Origin of the sequence: Pseudomonas cavernicola, assembly GCF_003596405.1 — a bacterium.
Taxonomy (GTDB): Bacteria; Pseudomonadota; Gammaproteobacteria; order Pseudomonadales; family Pseudomonadaceae; genus Aquipseudomonas; species Aquipseudomonas cavernicola.
The window spans coordinates 835,598-854,710 of sequence record NZ_QYUR01000008.1 but is presented as its reverse complement, the minus strand read 5'-3'; the positions used below and the strand labels follow the sequence as shown (position 1 = coordinate 854,710).

Annotated in this window: 16 protein-coding genes; 2 read left to right on the top strand and 14 right to left on the bottom strand. The window is 61.4% G+C overall.

The genetic code is table 11. The features are described from left to right. Positions 1-110 precede the first annotated feature (110 nt). Complete coding sequence (locus D3879_RS25740; protein WP_119956983.1) at positions 111-707, top strand: DJ-1/PfpI family protein; 597 nt, start codon at positions 111-113, stop codon at positions 705-707. 206 nt (positions 708-913) lie between these two features. Here D3879_RS25740 and D3879_RS25735 read toward each other — a convergent pair whose 3' ends face one another. The 8 genes from D3879_RS25735 to D3879_RS25700 form a co-directional block, all read right to left on the bottom strand. Beyond that, entirely contained in the window at positions 914-1,570 is a 657-nt protein-coding gene (locus tag D3879_RS25735; protein WP_119956982.1) for a TIGR02117 family protein, read from the bottom strand. 68 nt (positions 1,571-1,638) lie between these two features. Further along, positions 1,639-2,322, bottom strand: coding sequence for a hypothetical protein (locus D3879_RS25730; RefSeq protein ID WP_147411246.1), 684 nt, complete (start codon positions 2,320-2,322; stop codon positions 1,639-1,641). Between the two features lie 354 nt (positions 2,323-2,676). After that, the gene (locus D3879_RS25725) at positions 2,677-3,315 is read right to left on the bottom strand and encodes a glutathione S-transferase (protein ID WP_119956980.1); all 639 of its coding nucleotides are present in this window, start codon (positions 3,313-3,315) and stop codon (positions 2,677-2,679) included. A 258-nt stretch (positions 3,316-3,573) separates the two neighbouring features. Next, a complete protein-coding gene (locus D3879_RS25720) occupies positions 3,574-4,038 on the bottom strand; it encodes an REP-associated tyrosine transposase (RefSeq protein ID WP_119956979.1) in 465 nt (154 codons plus the stop codon). An 88-nt stretch (positions 4,039-4,126) separates the two neighbouring features. Then, positions 4,127-6,082 carry an acetoacetate--CoA ligase gene (locus D3879_RS25715; protein WP_119956978.1) on the bottom strand — a complete coding sequence of 652 codons (1,956 nt, stop codon included), beginning with the start codon at positions 6,080-6,082 and terminating at the stop codon, positions 4,127-4,129. A 100-nt stretch (positions 6,083-6,182) separates the two neighbouring features. Continuing rightward, positions 6,183-6,953 carry a 3-hydroxybutyrate dehydrogenase gene (locus D3879_RS25710; protein WP_119956977.1) on the bottom strand — a complete coding sequence of 257 codons (771 nt, stop codon included), beginning with the start codon at positions 6,951-6,953 and terminating at the stop codon, positions 6,183-6,185. A gap of 61 nt (positions 6,954-7,014) precedes the next feature. Then, entirely contained in the window at positions 7,015-8,406 is a 1,392-nt protein-coding gene (locus tag D3879_RS25705; RefSeq protein ID WP_119956976.1) for a GntP family permease, read from the bottom strand. Positions 8,407-8,704: 298 nt separating this feature from the next. After that, positions 8,705-10,144, bottom strand: coding sequence for a sigma-54 interaction domain-containing protein (locus D3879_RS25700; protein WP_119956975.1), 1,440 nt, complete (start codon positions 10,142-10,144; stop codon positions 8,705-8,707). A gap of 363 nt (positions 10,145-10,507) precedes the next feature. Here D3879_RS25700 and D3879_RS25695 point away from each other — a divergent pair, with 363 nt between their 5' ends. After that, entirely contained in the window at positions 10,508-11,503 is a 996-nt protein-coding gene (locus tag D3879_RS25695) for an IS110 family RNA-guided transposase (RefSeq protein WP_119952286.1), read from the top strand. A gap of 66 nt (positions 11,504-11,569) precedes the next feature. Here the strand turns inward: D3879_RS25695 and D3879_RS25690 are convergent, their stop codons facing one another. The 6 genes from D3879_RS25690 to D3879_RS25665 form a co-directional block, all read right to left on the bottom strand. Next, positions 11,570-12,466: a hydroxymethylglutaryl-CoA lyase gene (locus tag D3879_RS25690; protein WP_119956974.1), complete on the bottom strand. Its 897-nt coding sequence runs from the start codon at positions 12,464-12,466 to the stop codon at positions 11,570-11,572. A 207-nt stretch (positions 12,467-12,673) separates the two neighbouring features. Further along, entirely contained in the window at positions 12,674-14,620 is a 1,947-nt protein-coding gene (locus tag D3879_RS25685; protein ID WP_119956972.1) for an acetyl/propionyl/methylcrotonyl-CoA carboxylase subunit alpha, read from the bottom strand. Next, a complete protein-coding gene (locus D3879_RS25680; RefSeq protein WP_119957093.1) occupies positions 14,617-15,417 on the bottom strand; it encodes a gamma-carboxygeranoyl-CoA hydratase in 801 nt (266 codons plus the stop codon). The genes D3879_RS25685 and D3879_RS25680 overlap by 4 nt, the downstream gene beginning before the upstream one ends. A 141-nt stretch (positions 15,418-15,558) precedes the next feature. Continuing rightward, positions 15,559-17,166, bottom strand: coding sequence for a carboxyl transferase domain-containing protein (locus D3879_RS25675; RefSeq protein ID WP_119956971.1), 1,608 nt, complete (start codon positions 17,164-17,166; stop codon positions 15,559-15,561). A 238-nt stretch (positions 17,167-17,404) separates the two neighbouring features. Further along, positions 17,405-18,568 carry an isovaleryl-CoA dehydrogenase gene (locus D3879_RS25670; protein ID WP_119956970.1) on the bottom strand — a complete coding sequence of 388 codons (1,164 nt, stop codon included), beginning with the start codon at positions 18,566-18,568 and terminating at the stop codon, positions 17,405-17,407. A 40-nt stretch (positions 18,569-18,608) separates the two neighbouring features. Continuing rightward, positions 18,609-18,989, bottom strand: coding sequence for a MerR family transcriptional regulator (locus D3879_RS25665; RefSeq protein WP_119956969.1), 381 nt, complete (start codon positions 18,987-18,989; stop codon positions 18,609-18,611). Positions 18,990-19,113: the final 124 nt, after the last annotated feature.

Here is a 19,113-nt window from a genome sequence, read left to right as displayed (position 1 = left end):
CCCAACCTGTACGGATAAATTTATTTCCCGCTGTACTTACCGCTCACGACCGAGGACGCATAGATTCGTGGCTTGCAGTCAATTGCGAACCTGCGATCCGGGAGGATGTGATGCGTATTGCCGTGCTGACGTTCGAGGGTTTCAACGAACTGGACTCCTTTGTTGCCGCGGGTGTGCTCAACCGCATGCGCAGCCAGGGCTGGGAAGCGCAGATCACCTGCCCGCGGCCGTCGGTCACCTCCATGAATGGCGTGGTCGTGCAGGCCCAACAGCCGTTGGAATATGCCAACGGCGCCGATGTGGTGCTGTTTGGTAGCGGTGTCCAAACTCGTGCGATTGCCGAGGATCGTTTCATCCTCGACCGCCTGCAGCTCGATCCGCAGCGCCAGTTGATAGGCTCGCAGTGCTCGGGCGCCTTGCTGATGACGAAACTGGGTCTGCTTGGCGAACTACCGGCCTGCACCGATCTGACCAGCAAACCCTGGGTGATCGAGGCGGGCGTGCGCGTGCTGGACCAGCCGTTCTACGCCAAGGGCAACCTGGCCACTGCCGGTGGCTGCCTGTCGGCCCCCTATCTGGCGGCCTGGGTGATAGCGAAACTGGCGGGCGAGGATGCCTGTGCCTCGGCATTGCATTACGTGGCGCCAGTGGGGGAGAAAGAGGCATTCGTGGAAAGGGCGCTGGCCGTGATTGGCCCTTACCTCTGAACCTGCGAATGGCTGGAGTGGGCTAGTTGGTAGGGCGGGTGGAACCCGCCAATTAAAACAACGCAATAATCTCAGTCGCCCATCGGTGTTTTAACCGCAAGGGTTTCACCCACCCTACAAGGCTGCGTAGCGGTGATGCCTGCGCGGATGCCGCCAGCCGGGGCAAGTGTAACGATGCGCGTTGGCAGCACGCCGTTTACCGCACCTCAGTGTGCATAGACGCAGGATGTAGTTACCGATGTGGCCTGCCTTAGCTGGGACATGACGCTCCCTGCCGTGAGGACCGATGCGCTCGATATCGGCAAACCACTGGCGGCGACGGCCTCGGCGACCCAGGTATTGCAGGTATAGGACAGGGAGTAGCTGCCGCCAGCCCGGTAGAACCGACTGTTGCCATAGAGGCCGGGGCCAAGCGCCTCTACTTCTTCCTTGGGGGAGCGAGTGAAGGTCCTCGCCACGAACGCCAGCAGTTGCCGATACCCGTCTTCCGTGACCCGAAGCTCGATCATTTCACTGCCCGCGAAGTAACGTTGGGGATCCTCGGATACCTTGACGACATGCAGTACGGTTGCCTGCGAGCGGAACAAGGCGCGCAGGGCGAGGCCCAGGGTGACTTCCGGGGCCCGATAGAACCCGGCGTCGCCCCAGCCGATCTCGACGAACTGCGCGTCGGCAAATTCATCTGTAAGTGCGGGAAGCGCCTTCAGCAGATCGCGGCTCGCGATCACCAGCCCGGTATGCCAGCCATGGTTCACCACATAGAAAACCCGCGAGGCACCGCACGGCGCCTCGTCGGTTGGCGGGCCCGGCACGTTGGCACAGCCGAACAGCATCAGGACTACAGCTAGCACTGCGATTCGCATATACAAGGCCTTGGGGGCGGGTTTGCGATCAATATTTTAACCGCGCGGGTTTTACCTACCTTACACGGCTAGTGCTGGCTCAGTGTCGCCAGCATCTTCTCTATCTGGGAATTGAATGGATAGCGCAACAGCGCGTCGTCACGCATGGTGGTCTTTAGATAATGCCAGCGCATGCGCAAATCATTCTGCCAACTCTTCGGATCGACGCTGGTGGGTAGGCTTGCCATCTGCGCCTCAATGGTTTCGCTTAGGGTCAGCAGCTTGCCGGTGTCTTCCTCCGGCAATGGTTTTTCCAGCAAATGGCTGCTGGCCTGGCGCACCTTGCCTAATGCCAAGGCGCGCAGGTTGTCCGCCAGCGAGGGCGAGGCTTGCTGTTCCTGGCCTAATACGAAGTCATCGAATACTCGGACCACTTCCAGCGACTGCCGCACGGCCTTCTTCAGGTCCGTTTCCTCGTTGACGAATGCCTGCCGCACCTTTGCCAACTGTTCCTGATAGAGCGACCAGATGTCGAGCAGGATCCTGGCGTTCTGCTCCTCGGTGATGCGTGCCTGGAGCAGCTTGCCCTGCTGAGCCAGACGTTCGAGGAAACGCTCGTCGCCTGTACTGCCGTACAACAGCAGGTAACGATCGATATCCATCAGGTTGTCCATGATCGACGGCGGCGCGGGTTCGGCCTGAACAGCCGTACAAAGCAGGGAAAACAGAAGGGTGAAGAAGGATGTACGGAGGGAAGATATGAGGGACGACATCGAGGGGAGACCTAAATTAATTGCGATTTTGGCGGGTTAAACCCGCCAATAAAAACAGCGCAATATTGTAGGTTGGCGATTATTGTTTTAATCCGCCCTACAAGTCTGCAAGGCTAAATCAAGAACTTTCCTACGCCGCCCCTCATCACGATTTGGCCGTGGGTATTTGGTTTCTTCTCGCCCAACAAAGAGCCCGGAATGTCCAGGCTTTTTGTTGGGTTATGTACGAGAAGTTAGTGGGTAGGGCGGGTGAAACCCGCCAAACAAAAGAAAAAATAATTTCAGTCTGTCATCAGTGTTTTAACTGCGCGGGTTTCACCCGCCCTACAAGGCTCTGTCCGGTTGACGGCTGGGTTAGCCGATAGGTTGGTAAATGCCCGCCCCATGAGGTGCTGCGCTGAATTCAGGTAAAGCTTCGGCCGCAGCTGAGAACTGCTGTAGCGCGGGGAACGCCGACGCAATAACGACTTCGGGCAGCATTGCTTGCGTGAAGTGCCAGGCTACCGCAGTGGTGACGCCGGCTTGGTTGATTGAGTCGCTCTCTGCAGCAAGCGGCGCTCGCAAGAGCTCCAACTCCAGTGCCTCATAGGCTGCCAGCAACTGACCGGTAACGCGGGATAACCAGGGTTCGTGTTGCTTTTCGGCCGGGCGGAGATTGCGTTCGTAGATGATTTGAACACTCTTCTCGCAGGCGGCGAGAGCCAAACCAATGATGCGCAGAGCACGCTGGCGCTCGCCGATTGTGGCGGGCATGAGAGACCTTCGTGGGCTGGCAAGGCTCTCTGCATACTCAAGGATGAGTGTTGAATCCATCAACACTGTGTCGTCGTCGCAGACGAGAGAAGGCGCCTTGACGACTGGATTGATCTGGCGGAATTGCTCGAAAGTACTGAAAACCGAGATTGAGCAATGCTCAAACGGCACATCGAGCAGTTGTAGCGACACCGCTACACGGCGGACATAAGGCGAATCGAGCATTCCGATAAGTTGCATGGTCTCTCCTTGGCTTAATTCCGGCTAGCGCATCAGTTCAGCCGACCGTAGCCGATGCTTAGTTGATAGGGGGGTAAATCCGCCAATTAAAACAACAAAGTGATTCAGTTTGCGGTCAGTGTCTTAACTGCGTCCTACAAAGTTAGGACGATGCCTTCGCGGATAAATCCGTTCCTACAGGTTTGCTTCATGACGCCGGGTGTCACGTAGGAGCGAATTTATTCGCGAAGGGACCGTATCAATCATGTAAGGGTACATTCATAGCCAGGTGGCGTCCCAGAATGGATAGTCGCCGATACGCGTGACCAGTTTGGCCCTGAGCGGGTTGGCGACGATATAGCGGGCTATGGCTTGTGTATCGTCTTCACGCCGTACGGCTTGGTCATGGTAACCGGGTTGCCAGAGGCGTCTGCTTAGGCCTGTGTGCCGGTTTATGGCCTGTGTGCTGCTGGCCTTCAGGCGCTTCATCAGCTGAGCCAGGCTGCCTTGCCTAAGCGTAACCAGCCAGTGCAGATGGTCCGGCATGACGACCCAGGCGAGCGACTCCACCAAACTTTCCTCAGTACAACGGCGCATCTCCAGGATCAGCAGGCGGGCACAGGCGAAATCTTGGAAAGCAGGAGTTCGTCGCTGGGTAACGGTGGTGATGTGATAGCTACGACCAAGTTCGGAGAAGCGACCTAGACGCAGGTTGCGGGCGTGCGGCGAGTGCTGGATGGGCATTCCGTTGCCTCCTGGGTTTCTGTGGTCGCGAATGAATTCGCTCCTACACGGTGTCCTTGTAGGAGCGAATTTATTCGCGAATGGCTTTTCAATCCCTGAGCTCCGGCAAATCCCGGAACAGCTCCAGCGCCTGCGGGTTGGCCAGGGCGTCGGTGTTTTTCACCGGTTTGTTGTGCACCACGTTGCGTACCGCCAGTTCGACGATTTTACCGCTGATGGTGCGGGGAATATCGGCCACGGCGATGATCTTGGCCGGTACATGGCGGGGCGTGGTGTTGGCGCGGATGACTTGGCAGATGCGGGTTTTCAGCGCGTCGGTCAGCTCAACGCCATCGCGCAGGCGGACGAACAGCACCACGCGCACATCGGCGTCCCATTCCTGGCCGATGGCGATGGACTCCAGCACTTCTTCGACCTTTTCCACCTGGCGGTAGATTTCTGCGGTGCCGATGCGCACGCCGCCGGGGTTGAGTACCGCGTCCGAACGGCCGTGGATCACCAGGCCGCCGTGCTCGGTTTCCTCGGCGTAGTCGCCGTGGGCCCAGATGCCAGGGAATGTTTCGAAATAGGCGGCTTTGAACTTCTCGCCCTGCGGATCGTTCCAGAAGCCCACCGGCATCGAGGTGAAGTGCCTGGTGCAGACCAATTCGCCTTTCTCGCCTTTGACCGGCTTGCCGTCGTCATTCCAAACCTCGACGGCCATGCCCAGGCCCTTGCACTGCAATTCGCCACGCCGTACCGGCAGCACTGGGTTGCCGAGGGCGAAGCAGGAGACGATATCGGTGCCGCCGGAAATCGAGGACAGGCATAGATCGCTTTTGATCTCGCGGTAGACGTACTCGAAGCTCTCGTGGGAGAGCGGCGAGCCGGTGGAGAGGATCGCCTTCAGGCGTTCCAGCTTGTGCGTGCGGCGCGGTTTGATGCCGGCCTTTTCCAGGGCAGCGAGGTATTTCGCGCTGGTGCCGAAGATGCTGATGTTTTCCGCATCGATCAGGTCGATCAGGCGTTCCGCGCCGGGATGGAAAGGTGAGCCGTCGAACAGCACCAGCGTGGCGCCGAGGGCTAACCCTGAGACCAGCCAGTTCCACATCATCCAGCCGCAGGTGGTGTAGTAGAACAGCGTGTCGGAGGCAGCGAGGTCGGTGTGCAGCCCGAGTTCTTTGACATGCTGCAACAGCACGCCGCCAGTGCCATGGACGATGCACTTGGGCACGCCGGTGGTGCCGCTGGAGTAGAGGATATACAGCGGCTGATCGAAACCGACCTGAGTGAATTCGGGTTCGCCGCCGGCTTGGTAGAAGTCCGCCCAGAGGGCGACTTTGGCGGAAGTCTGGAAGTCACCGGCCTTGGCTTCGGCGCGCGAGTAGGGCACCACCACCAGTTGCTTGAGCGAGGGCAGGCGTTCGAGGATTTCATTCAGCTTGCCGGTCAGGTCGAGGTTCTTGCCGGCGTAGCGATAACCGGCCGAGGCGATCAGCACGGTCGGCTCGATCTGGCCGAAACGGTCGATCACGCCCTGGGTGCCGAAGTCTGGCGAGCAGGATGACCAGGTTGCACCGAGGCTGGCGCTGGCGAGCATGCCGACCAGGGTCTGCCAGGTGTTCGGCATAAAGGCTGCGACGCGGTCGCCCAGACCGACGCCGGCGGCCTTCAGGCTGCGTTGCAAACCGGCGACATGCGCGGCCAGCTCGGCGTAGCTCAGCTCCTCGCGCGAGCCGTCTTCGCCAATCGCGATCAGCGCCGGATGCTGGTCGCGACGGCGTAGCAGGTGTTCGGCGAAGTTCAATGTGGCGCCGGGGAACCACTGTGCGCTGGGCATGGCCGGGCCTTCCTCGAGCACGGCCCGTGGCTGGCTGCTGAAACGGATCTCGAAGAACTCGACGATGGCCTGCCAGAAGGCTTCGCGCTGCTCCACGCTCCAGGTATGCAGCGCGGGATAGTCGGCCAGTTGCAGGCTGTGGCGCTGATTGACGAAGCGGCGGAAAGCATCCATCCGGGTGGTGGCGATGCGTTCGGCGGAGGGAGTCCAAAGTGGTTCGGTCATGGCAGAGTCCTGAAGCTTTAAAAGGCAATTCTTGTTGGGAGTGTAAGGGCGAATCTAACTGTCACCTTTACGCCTGGCGACCAGTTCTGGTCGTGGGGCGTCATTGCGCCAGCCAGCCGCCGTCGACGTTCCAGGCTGCACCGCGAACCTGGCTGGCGGCGTCGCTGCTGAGAAACAGCACCAGCTCGCCGAGTTGGCCGGGGGTGACAAACTCCAGCGAGGGTTGTTTTTCCGCCAGCAAGTCGCGGCGTGCACGGTCAAGGTCACCGTCGGCCAGGGCGCGCTGGTCGATCTGTTGCTGCACCAGTGGCGTCAGCACCCAGCCGGGGCAGAGCGCATTGCAGGTGATATTGGTCGTGGCGGTTTCCAGTGCCACCACCTTGGTCAGACCGATCACGCCATGCTTGGCGGCGACATAAGCGGCTTTGTTCACCGAGCCGACCAGGCCATGTACCGAAGCGATATTGACGATCCGCCCCCAGCCGCGTGAGCGCATGCCCGGCAGCGCCAGGCGGGTGGCGTGGAATACCGAGGAGAGGTTGATGGCGATGATCGAATCCCAGCGCTCCACCGGAAACTCGTCCACTGGCGCGACATGCTGGATGCCGGCGTTGTTGACCAAGATGTCGATGCCACCGAAATCGCGCTCGGCGTTGGCGATCATCTCAGCGATCTGCTCCGGGCTGGAGACATCCGCCGGGTGATGGCCGACCTTGCCGCCATGCTTGGCCACCTCGGTAATCGCCGCCGAGGCGTCGCCGAAGCCATTCAGTACCAGGTTGGCTCCGGCCTTGGCCAGGCTCAGTGCTATCCCTAAGCCGATGCCGCTGGTTGAGCCGGTGACCAGTGCGGTTTTGCCTTGCAGACTCATGAACACTCTCCTTACTTGTAGCCCGGATCGTATCCGGGCTACAGACATAAAACGATCTGGGTTAAACGATGCCGGTGGCGTAGAACGTGCCGATCACCACGAACACGGCGAGTGTCTTGATCAGGGTGATACCGAAGATGTCCTTGTATGCCTCGCGGTGGGTCAGGCCGGTAACCGCCAGCAGGGTGATCACCGCGCCGTTGTGCGGCAAGGTGTCCATGCCGCCGCTGGCCATGGCGGCCACGCGGTGCAGCACTTCCAGTGGAATGTTGGCCGCGTTGGCGGCGCTGATGAAGGTCTCGGACATGGCCGCCAGAGCGATGCTCATGCCGCCCGAAGCGGAACCGGTGATACCGGCCAGCAGGGTGACGGTGATGGCTTCGTTGACCAACGGATTGGGAATGCTCTTCAACGCGTCGGCCAGCACCAGGAAACCGGGGAGGGAGGCGATCACCGCGCCGAAGCCGTACTCAGAGGCCGTGTTCATCGCCGCCAGTAGCGCTCCGCCGACGGCGGTTCTGGTGCCTTCGGCAAGCTTGCTGCGGATAGCGGAATAGCCGCACACCAGCACCAGCAGGATGCCCAGCAGCAGCGCTGCCTGCACCGCCCAGATGCCGGTGAGCTTGGCCACTTCGAGCTGGATGGGCGCGGCCATGCCGGCCAGTTGCAAGCTGTGGGTCTTGCCATACAGCGCGGGAATCCAGTGGGTGAATAGCAGGTTCGATATGCCGACCAGGATCAGCGGCGATACCGCCAGCCAGGGGCTGGGCAGCTTGATGTCGTCGGCGGTTTCCGGTTCGTTGCGCAGGGTGCTGCCGTAGCCTTCTCCGGCGCGCTGGGCTTTGCCCAGCTGGCGGCGCAGGTAGAGCATGCCGACGCTGAACACGAACAAGGTGCCGATCACACCCAGCCAAGGCGCGGCCCAGGCGTTGGTGCTGAAGAAGGTAGTGGGGATGATGTTCTGGATCTGCGGCGTACCGGGCAGGGCGTCCATGGTGAAGGAGAACGCACCCAGGGCGATGGTGGCCGGGATCAGCCGTTTGGGAATGTTGCTCTGGCGGAACATCTCGGCGGCGAAGGGGTAGACCGCGAACACCACCACGAACAGCGAGACGCCGCCGTAGGTGAGCAGGGCGCAGACCAGTACGATCACCAGCATGGCCTGGCTAGTGCCGAGCAGACGAATCGCCGCAGCGACGATCGAACGGGAGAAACCGGACAGCTCGATCAGCTTGCCGAATACGGCGCCGAGCAGGAAAACCGGGAAATAGAGTTTGACGAAGCCAACCATCTTCTCCATGAACACCCCGGTAAATGCAGGGGCGACGGCGGAGGGATCGGTGAAAAGAACAGCGCCGAGAGCGGCGATGGGAGCGAACAGAATGACGCTGTAGCCGCGGTAGGCGGCGAGCATCAGCAGAGCGAGTGCTGCTAAGGCGATGATCACACTCATAGAGTGTCTCCTGGCGCTGCTACAGGGCGAATATGGACGTTGCCGTGGCGTCCAGGAGTGATTCGCAATGTGCAGAGAATTTGTTGTTGTTTTCGGCTGCGGCCGTACCGCTCGAATGCTGTTAGCTAGTTTTGTGCCAAGAGATCAAGCTATTGATTTTAAAGGATATTTATAAAATATTAAGCGCTAGGAACGTATTTGTTTCTCGAATCAGAGACAGCGTTGACTGTTTTCTAGGTTAGGTCCTTGATTCTTCAAGCCTAGATGACTGTCTCTGTTTTGAGAATTTGTCTCTGCTTTAGGACGGAATACCCAGGGCGGCCATCTTCTTGTACAACGTCGAGCGTCCGAGTCCCAGGCGCTGTGCGGCTTCGACTACATTGCCTGCGTGCTCGGCGAGGGTGTTGAGGATGAGTTGGCGCTCAAAGTTTTCCCGCGCACTGTGGAAATCGATGGCGGCACCAAGGCTCATGGCCGGGGGCGGGCCTGCCACCTTGCGCGTTTCTGTAGGTGGGCTGAGTGTGCCGATGGCTGCATGCAGGGCGTCGGCGCTAATAACCGCATCGTCGCTATGCAGCGCGGCGCGTTCCAGCACGTTGCGCAGCTCGCGGATATTGCCCGGCCAGCTATGCCGAGCGAGCAGAGGCAGGGCTTCGGCATCCAGTTCGTGGTGGCTATGGCCTTCACTGAGCAGCAACTCGTCGAGGATGGCTTCGCACAGCGCCGGCAGATCGTCGAGACGCTCGCGCAACGGCGGCACCCGGATCGGCAATACGTTCAGACGGTAGAAGAGGTCGGCACGGAAGGTGCCGCGCTGCACGGCGGCTTCGAGATCGCTCGAGGTTGCAGCGATCAACCGCACATCGCTGCGGATCACGTCGTTGGAGCCGACTGGCTCGAACTCTTTCTCCTGCAATACGCGCAGCAGCTTGCTTTGCAGTTGCAGCGGCATATCGCCGATTTCATCGAGGAACAGCGTGCCGCCTTGGGCGATCTGCAGTTTGCCCGGTCGACCCTTGCGGTCGGCGCCCGTGAACGCGCCGGGAGCGGTGCCGAAGAACTCGGCTTCCAGCAGGGTCTCGGGAATCGCCGCGGTATTGACGCTGACGAAGGCCTTGTGCGCGCGGGGCGAAGCGCTGTGGATGGCGTGGGCCAGCAGCTCCTTGCCGGTGCCGGTTTCACCGAGCAGTAGCACCGGCGAGTCGGTGCTGGCGCTACGCCGGGCCCGGCGTTTGACCTCCAGGCTCGGCGCGCTGGTGCCGATAAAGTGGGCAAAACTGTACTTGGCCTGACGCGCCTGCAAGAGCGAACGGGTCGAGGCCAGCTCCTCCTGCATGCCCAGGTAGCGAGTCAGCAGGGGCGAGAGCGAGCGGAGTTCGTCGAACAGGGCAAAACCTATGGCGCCGATGATTTCGCCGGCATCGTCGTGAATCGGCAGGCGCATCACCACCAGCGGATCTTTCGGCGTGTCGAGCATATCCAGCAGGATCGGCTGACCGGTGCTGACGACTTCACGCAAAAGACTGCCGGGAATCACACTCTCGCAAGCCTGGCCGATAGCCGCCTCGGCATTCGGCAGCCCGAAGCGCCGCGCATAGCGCTCGTTCATCCAGACGATCCGCGCATCGCGATCAACGATCACCGTGCCTTCGCTGGACTGCTCGATGATCTCGAACAGCGAACGGATCGCCAGCAGGCGGACGCGCTGGTAATCCTTGAGGCTTTCGACGTCGTTCATAGCTCGTAACTCGGCTGTAATCCAGAGATGTAGGGTGGGCTTCAGCCCAGCAAATATCCGTACGGTGTTCAAGCGGTGGGCTGAAGCCCACCCTTGTATGTTGTTTTCCGTCAACCGGGTTAGCCTTTCAGGCCCTGCGCTTGACGCAGAGAAGCAGTTACTGGGGAGGCCGTTCCAACCTGGAGGTGAGTTCACACTCAACCTCGTCCGTAGATTGGCCCCCCGCCTCATTGCCCACCGCGTGGAGTATCCGGAAGCCAGCTCATTGAGGTGGACTTCGCATCACAAGGTTGCAGCGGCAAGAAGTGCGAGGTCGGGGAACCGGTAGCTATTGTTGCTCAAATGCCGGGCGAGATGAAAACAATGAGCGTATTTGTCGGTGTGGATGTGGGTGCCAAGACAGTTGTCTTGGCATGGCGAAAGGGTGGTCGCACGCGGGGCAAGCTGGACATCCAGCAAACGCCCGAGGGGCACGCCCAGGCGGTGGAGCGGATTAAAGCGCTAGAAGCCGTCCAAGTCGTGATGGAGGCCACCGGCGTTTACTACTTGGACTTGGCCGTTGCCTTGAGCAAGGCCGGGATCGTCGTGTCTGTCATCAACCCCAAAAGCTTCCACCACTTTGCCCAACTCAAGTTGGCGCAAAGCAAGACCGACCCGCTAGACGCGGCCCTCCTGGCCGAGTACGCCGAGCGGATGACGCCAGCCCCTTGGACTGCGCCGGATACCCTCCGTATGGCGCTGCGTGACATCGGCCGACAAATCAATCGGCTGACCGCGACCCGTACACAAGCCAAGAACCGCCTGCACGCCTTGCGCTCCAAACGTGACACGCTGGCGCTGCTGATTGAAGACGAAGTTGAAGCGGTCGAGAGGCTGGATCAGCGCATCGAGCGACTCAGCAACGCTGCACAGCGCCTGATTGCCGAGGACGCCGTGTTGAACAGTCAGTTTCAGCATCTGCTGGCAGCCAAAGGTGTTGGCGTTGCCAGTGCTATTGCGTTACTGGCTGAACTCAGTGTCCTGCCCCAGCATCTGAAGGCGCCGCAAGTCAGTCGCTATGCCGGGCTAGATATCCGCCTGTGCCAATCGGGCAGTAGCGTCAATAAGGCTTCACGGCTGAGCAAGGCGGGTAATGCCTATCTACGAAGCGCCCTCTACATGCCGGCACTGAGCGCGGTACGACATGACCCAAACGCCAAGGCCTTCTACCTGTCCCTACAACGCCGTGGCAAAAAGAAAATACAGGCCGTATGCGCCGTCATGCGCAAGTACCTGACCGGGCTTTGGGCTTGCATCCAACTGGGCGAACCCTTCGACTCCAGCAAGCTATTCAGCAAAATCCATCTGGCTGAAGCTTGACGTCCAACAGAGTATCTACGGGTTGGACGCGGAGCATGGGAACGGTCGGTTCGCAGTTTATCCGGGTTAGGCACGGCGGGCCTTGGCCACTCGCGAGCCGTTGGCGCGGCCGAGTACATCGCAGATACGCTGGCCGGCGGCGATCAGCTTGTCCAGGTCGATGCCGGTTTCAATCCCTAGGCCATTGAGCATGTACAGCACGTCCTCGCTGGCTACGTTACCGCTGGCGCCTTTGGCGTAAGGGCAGCCGCCGAGGCCGGCGACCGAGCTGTCAAACACATTGATGCCTTCCAGCAAGCTGGCGTAGATATTCGCCAGGGCCTGGCCGTAGGTGTCGTGGAAGTGCCCGGCGAGTTTCTCGCGTGGCACCTCGCGGCCGACCACCTCGAACAGCCGGCGCGTGGCGTTCGGCGTGCCGGTGCCGATGGTGTCGCCGAGTGACACTTCATAGCAGCCCATGGCGAACAGCTCGCGGGCCACGCTGGCGACCTGGGCGGGCGCGACTTCGCCTTCATAGGGGCAGCCAAGCACGCAGGAAACGTAGCCACGCACGCGGATGCCGTGCTGCTTGGCGGCGTCCATCACCGGGACGAAACGCTCGAGGCTTTCGTTGATCGAGCAGTTGATATTGCGCAGGGAGAACGCTTCGGTAGCGGCGGCGAACACCGCAACCTCCTTGACCCCGGCCTCGACGGCGGCCTCAAAGCCTTTGAAGTTGGGCGTCAGCGCGGCATAGGTCACGCCGGCCTTGCGCTGGATCTGGGCGAAGACCTCGGCCGAACCGGCCATCTGCGGCACCCACTTGGGCGACACGAAGCTGCCGACCTCAATGTAGCTAAGGCCGGTGGCGGACAGTTCGTCCACCAGACGTACCTTGTCCGCCACGCTGATCGGTTGCTTCTCGTTCTGCAGGCCATCGCGGGGGCCGACTTCGACCAAGCGAACGTGTTTGGGCAGGGACATTAGGTTTCTCCAATTCGATGCAATCACTGTGGGAATGGCGTTGGCCGCGACGCGTCACAGCGTCTTTCGCGGGCAAGCTCATCCTGCAGTTTTGTATTGGCGGTCCTGTGGACCGCTTGTTGGGCATCGCTACGCTCAGCGCCAACCTACGTGGAGCAAGCCGCGTGAGCGGCCTTGCGCAAGGTGAGCTTTAGGCCACCGATACAGCTAAGCCTCTTCCAGCTCCACCAAGATGGTGCCTTCGCTGACCATTTCACCTTCGGCGCAATACAACGCCTTGACGATGCCCGCCTGCGGCGCGCGGATGCTGTGCTCCATCTTCATCGCCTCCAGCACCACCAGGGCGGCACCGGCCTCGACGTTCTGACCGGCTTCGACCAAGACGCGCACGATACTGCCGTTCATGGGGGCAGTCAGCCCGCCATGGTGGTGATGGCTGGCTTCGACCTCGGCGATCGGGTCGAAGTACCGAACCGTCCGCAATTCGCCTTGCCACTCCAGATACAGCGTAGTGCCCTGGCGAATCGCCAGGTGTTGGCGGCGCGTGCCATTGTGCTCGACCACCAGGCGTTCGCCACGCAGTTGAATGGCGCTGTTGTTGCCTGTGCTACGCAGGCGCACGACTTGCTGTTCACCGGCGCAGGTCAGGTGCAGATCGGTTTCAGTCGGCAAGCCCGCGCGCCAGCCGGTGGAAACGGCCCAGGAGGAATGCTGATCATCCTCACGCTGGCGTGCCGGTTCGCTCAGGGCGAAGGCGTGCGCGGCCAGTTGCCAGAATTCGGCGGGCAGGGCGCTGGCTGGCGGCAGCAATTGCTCTTGGTAGCGCGGGATAAAGCCGGTATCCAGCTCCGCAGCGGCGAGCGCCGGATGGGCGAGAACGCGCTGAAGGAACGCCAGGTTGGTTTTCACCCCACCGATGGCGGTTTCACCGAGCATGGCCAGCAGGCGCTGACGGGCTTCCTCGCGGGTCTCACCCCAGGCGATCAGCTTGCCGAGCATCGGGTCGTAGAACGGCGACACCGTATCGCCTTGCGCGACGCCGCTGTCTACGCGGCGGCCAGGGCCGGCTGCGGCTTCGCGATATAGATTGAGCGTGCCGGTGGCGGGCAAGAAGTCGTTGTCCGGGTCTTCCGCATACAGGCGCACTTCGATGGCGTGGCCAATCAGCGGTACCTCGGCCTGCGTCAGTGGCAGCGGTTCGCCGCGGGCCACGCGAATCTGCCAGGCGACCAGATCGAGTCCGGTAATTGCTTCGGTGACCGGGTGCTCCACCTGCAGGCGGGTGTTCATCTCCATGAAGAAGAAGTCACCGCGTTCATCGAGCAGAAACTCCACGGTGCCGGCGCCGACATAGCCGATGGCCTGGGCGGCGCGTACCGCTGACTCGCCCATGGCTTTGCGCAGTTCCGGGCTGAGGCCGGGGGCCGGCGCCTCTTCGACCACCTTCTGGTGGCGGCGCTGGATGGAGCAGTCGCGCTCGTTGAGGTACAGGCAGTTGCCATGCTGGTCGGCGAATACCTGGATTTCCACGTGGCGCGGCTTCAACACATATTTTTCGACCAGCATCCGCGAATCGCCGAACGACGATTGCGCTTCACGCTGGGCAGAGGCCAACGCATGCGCCAGTTCGGCTTCGCGCTCGACCACCTTCATGCCTTTGCCGCCACCACCGGCGGCGGCCTTGAGCAGAACCGGGTAGCCGATGTGTTCGGCGGCGACGCGGAAGGTTTCCACGTCCTGCGCTTCGCCGTGATAACCCGGCACCAGCGGTACGCCGGCTGCTTCCATCAGCGCCTTGGCGGCGGACTTGCTGCCCATGGCGTCGATGGCGCTGGCCGGTGGGCCGAGAAACAGCAGGCCGGCGTTCTCGATGGCGCGGGCGAAGCCGGCGTTCTCCGAGAGGAAGCCATAGCCCGGGTGGATCGCCTGAGCGCCGGTGGCCTTTGCGGCGGCGATCAGTTTGTCGACCAGCAGGTAGCTTTCCGCCGGTTTGGCACCGCCAAGATCGACCGCGATATCCGCCTCGCGCACATGGCGGGCGTGGCGGTCGATGGCGCTGTGGACGGCCACGGTAGTGATCCCCAGGGCTTTGGCTGTGCGCATCACCCGGCAAGCGATCTCGCCACGGTTGGCAATCAATAAGGTGTTAATCATGCTTCGGGCTCCTGCCAGGCGGGTTTGCGCTTGTCGAGAAAGGCGCGCAGGCCTTCTTGCCCCTCAGGGCTGACGCGGATGCGGGCGATGGCGTTTTCGGTATAGCGGCGCAAGGCCGGCGACAGAACACCGGAGCCGGCCTCCTGGAGCAAGGCTTTGCTGGCTTGCATGGCTTGCGGGCTGTTGAGCAGCAAGTTGCTGACCCAGCCGGCCAAGGCTTGATCCAGATCCGTCGGGGCGTAGCACTCGGCGAGCAGGCCCAGTTGCTGGGCTCGCTCACCGCTGAAACGTTCGGCGGTCAGCGCATAACGCCGCGCCGCGCGCTCGCCAATCGCCTGCACCACGAAGGGGCTGATCACCGCCGGGGCCAGGCCGATGCGTACTTCGGACAGGCAGAACTGTGCATCGGCCGCACCAATCGCCATGTCGCAGCAACTGATCAGCCCCAGCGCGCCACCAAAGGCGGCGCCTTGCACCACCGCCAGGGTTGGCAGCTTGAGGTGGTAGAGGTTGTACATCAGCTCGGCCAACTCGCGCGAGTCATTCAGGTTGGCGTTGTAGTCGAGGGTCGCCGAGTGCTGCATCCAGGCCAGGTCGGCGCCGGCGGAAAAGTGCTTGCCACGGCCGCGCAGCAGCAGGAAACGCAGGCTGCGGTCGGCCTGGACGGCATCCAGGGCGAGGATCAGCTCGCGGATCATCTCGGCGTTGAAGGCGTTGTTCTTCTCTGGGCGATTGAGCCACAGCGTGGCAATGCCACTTGGGTCTATTTCCAGCTGGATCGTCTTGAAGTCGGTCATCTTGGCCACTGTCGTTCGTGGTTGTGGAGTGTCAGGACTGCTCCCTCTCCCGTCTACGGGAGAGGGCTGGGGAGAGGGTAGTGCGGCTCGTTTCCCTCTCCCCCGGCCCCTCTCCCACAAGTGGGAGAGGGGAGTAAAACCTCACATACGAAAGACCCCGAACTGAGTCGGCTCGATAGGGGCATTCAGGGATGCGGACAGTGCTAGCGCCAACACCTCGCGGGTTTGCGCCGGGTCGATCACGCCGTCATCCCAGAGCCGCGCGCTGGAGTAGTAGGGGTGCCCCTGGTGCTCGTACTGCTCGAGGATCGGCTGTTTGATCTTCGCTTCGTCCTCGGCGCTGAGGCTGTGCCCGCTGCGTTCCGCTTGTTCGCGTTTGACCTGCGCCAGTACGCCGGCGGCCTGTTCGCCACCCATCACGCCGATCCGCGCGTTCGGCCACATCCACAGGAAGCGTGGATCGTAGGCACGACCACACATGCCGTAGTTACCTGCACCGAAGCTGCCGCCGATGATCACGGTGAATTTCGGCACCTTGGCGCAGGCCACCGCGGTCACCAGCTTGGCGCCGTGTTTGGCGATGCCGCCGGCTTCGTACTTCTGCCCGACCATGAAGCCGGTGATGTTCTGCAGGAACAGCAGCGGAATGCCGCGCTGGCAGGCCAGTTCGATGAAGTGCGCGCCTTTTTGCGCGGATTCGGCGAACAAGATCCCGTTATTGGCGATGATCGCTATCGGATAGCCCTGGATATGCGCGAAGCCGCAAACCAGGGTGGCACCGAACAGCGCCTTGAATTCATCGAATTCGGAGCCATCGACCAGCCGCGCTATCACTTCACGCACATCGAACGGGTGTTTGGCGTCGGCCGGGATCACACCGTACAGCTCATCGCCGGCATACAGCGGCAGACGTGGCGTGCGGGTATTCAGTTGGCCTTGTTTGCGCCAGTTCAGATTGCTGATGCAGCGGCGGGCGAGGGCCAATGCATGTTCGTCGTTCTCGGCGTAGTGGTCGGCAACCCCGCTGGTCTTGCAGTGCACATCGGCACCGCCAAGGTCTTCGGCACTGACCACTTCACCGGTAGCAGCACGCACTAGCGGCGGGCCGGCGAGGAAGATCGTGGCCTGGTTGCGAACCATGATGGTTTCGTCGGACATGGCTGGCACATAGGCGCCGCCGGCGGTGCAGGAACCCATGACCACGGCGATCTGCGGAATGCCCTGGGCGCTCATGGTGGCCTGGTTGAAGAAGATCCGTCCGAAGTGCTCGCGGTCCGGAAATACCTCATCCTGGCGCGGCAGGTTGGCGCCGCCGGAGTCGACCAGATAGATGCACGGCAGGCGGTTTTCTTTGGCGATGGTCTGCGCACGCAGGTGCTTCTTCACCGTCAGCGGGTAGTAGCTACCACCTTTTACCGTGGCGTCGTTGGCCAGGATCATGCACTCGATGCCTTCGACACGGCCGATCCCGGCGATCACGCCAGCGGCGGGCACGTCTTCACCATAGACATCGTGGGCGGCCAACTGACCGACTTCCAGAAATGGCGAGCCGGGGTCGAGCAGGCGGTTGATCCGTTCCCGCGGTAGCAGTTTGCCGCGCGAGGTATGCCGCTCCTGCGCCTTGGCGCCGCCACCTTCATGGACGCGGCCGAGTAGGGCACGCAGGTCGTCGACCTGTTTGAGCATTGCCGCGTTATTAGCGGCGAACTCCGGCGTACGGGTATTGATCTGGGTGTTGAGGATGGCCATGTGGCGCACTCCGTTGTTCTGCTTTTTCTCCCCTCTCCCGCGTGCGGGGCAAAGAGGCATGTTTTTCGAGCCGCCGGCTCGTGTGCCGATGAGCGCCAGAGCGCTTAGCGTTCTGACCGGGGCGCGGAGCGGGGCCGGGGGAGAGGGGCAAGGGAAGAAGGCCGTGCCTGCAGGTTTCCCTCTCCCTCTCCCTAACCCTCTCCCAGAGGGAGAGGGAATTAATCGTGTGTGCAGTCGGTTATCGCGTCTCGTTGAACAGCTCGCGACCAATCAACATCCGGCGGATCTCGCTGGTGCCGGCGCCGATTTCGTAGAGTTTGGCGTCGCGCAGCAGACGGCCGGTGGGGAATTCGTTGATGTAGCCGTTGCCGCCGAGGATCTGGATCGCGTCCAGGGCCATCTGCGTGGCGCGCTCGGCGCTGTAGAGGATTACCCCGGCGGCGTCCTTGCGGGTGGTTTCGCCACGGTCGCAGGCATTCGCCACGGCATACAGATAGGCGCGGCTGGCGTTGAGCTGGGTGTACATGTCGGCGACCTTGCCCTGGATCAGCTGGAACTCGCCGATGCTCTGACCGAATTGCTTGCGGTCGTGGATGTAGGGCAGTACGACGTCCATGCAGGCCTGCATGATCCCGATAGGGCCGCCGGAGAGCACCACACGCTCGTAGTCCAGGCCACTCATCAGCACTTTCACGCCGCCGTTGAGTACACCGAGGATGTTTTCTTCCGGCACTTCGACGTCATCGAAGAACAGTTCGCAGGTGTTCGAGCCGCGCATCCCGAGCTTGTCGAACTTGTTGCTACGCGAGAAACCTTTCCAGTCGCGCTCGACGATGAACGCGGTGATGCCTTGTGGGCCTTTTTCCAGGTCGGTCTTGGCGTAGATCACGTAGGTGTTGGCGTCCGGGCCGTTGGTGATCCAGGTTTTGCTGCCGTTGAGGACGAAGTGATCGCCCTTGCGGTCGGCGCGCAATTTCATCGAAACCACATCGGAGCCGGCATTTGGCTCGCTCATCGCCAGAGCGCCGATATGCTCGCCGGAGACCAGCTTGGGCAGGTACTTGGCTTTCTGCTCGGCCGTGCCGTTGCGGTTGATCTGGTTCACACAAAGGTTGGAGTGGGCGCCGTAGGAGAGGCCGACCGAAGCCGAGCCGCGGCTGATCTCTTCGAGAGCGACCACGTGCGCCAGGTAACCGAGGCCAGAACCGCCGTATTCCTCGCCGACGGTGATGCCGAGCAGGCCCATGTCGCCGAACTTCTTCCACATGTCGGCGGGGAAGAGGTTGTCGCTGTCGATAGCAGCTGCGCGCGGGGTAAGTTCAGCGGCAACGAAGGCTTGAACCTGGTCGCGCAGCATGTCGATGGTTTCGCCGAGGGCGAAGTTGAGGGACGGATAGCTCATGGTTCCACCTATCTGAATTGTATGGTTTACGTTTGATCCATCACGCCTGAGCCGTCACCAGGGCCGCCAGGCAGCGTTCCTCGGCCGTATCCAGCTCCAGCTGCATCTGCTGGATGTCTAGCAGTTGCTGTTCCAGCTGCGCACGGCGTTCGGCAATCTTGTGCATGAAGGTTTCCAGCTGCTTGCGATTGCCGTGGCCGGGGTCGTATAGCTCGATCAGCTCCTTGCACTCGGCCAGGGAGAAGCCGATGCGCTTACCGCGCAAGATTAGCTTCAGCGTGACCTTATCCTTGGCGCTGTAGATGCGTTCCTGGCCACGCCGTTCGGGGTTGAGCATTGCCTGCTCTTCATAGAAGCGGATGGCGCGGGTGGTGATATCCAGTTCGCGGGCCAGGTCGGAAATGCTGTAGGTCGTAGACATGGATGAATGCTCGCAATGCGTTTACCTTTACGTTAACGTAAAGCTACAAAGCAGAACTGTCAATAACCGAACATTGTGTGTGGCAAGCCTGTGAGTTGTGCATCTGATAGAAAGCAGCAGCTTT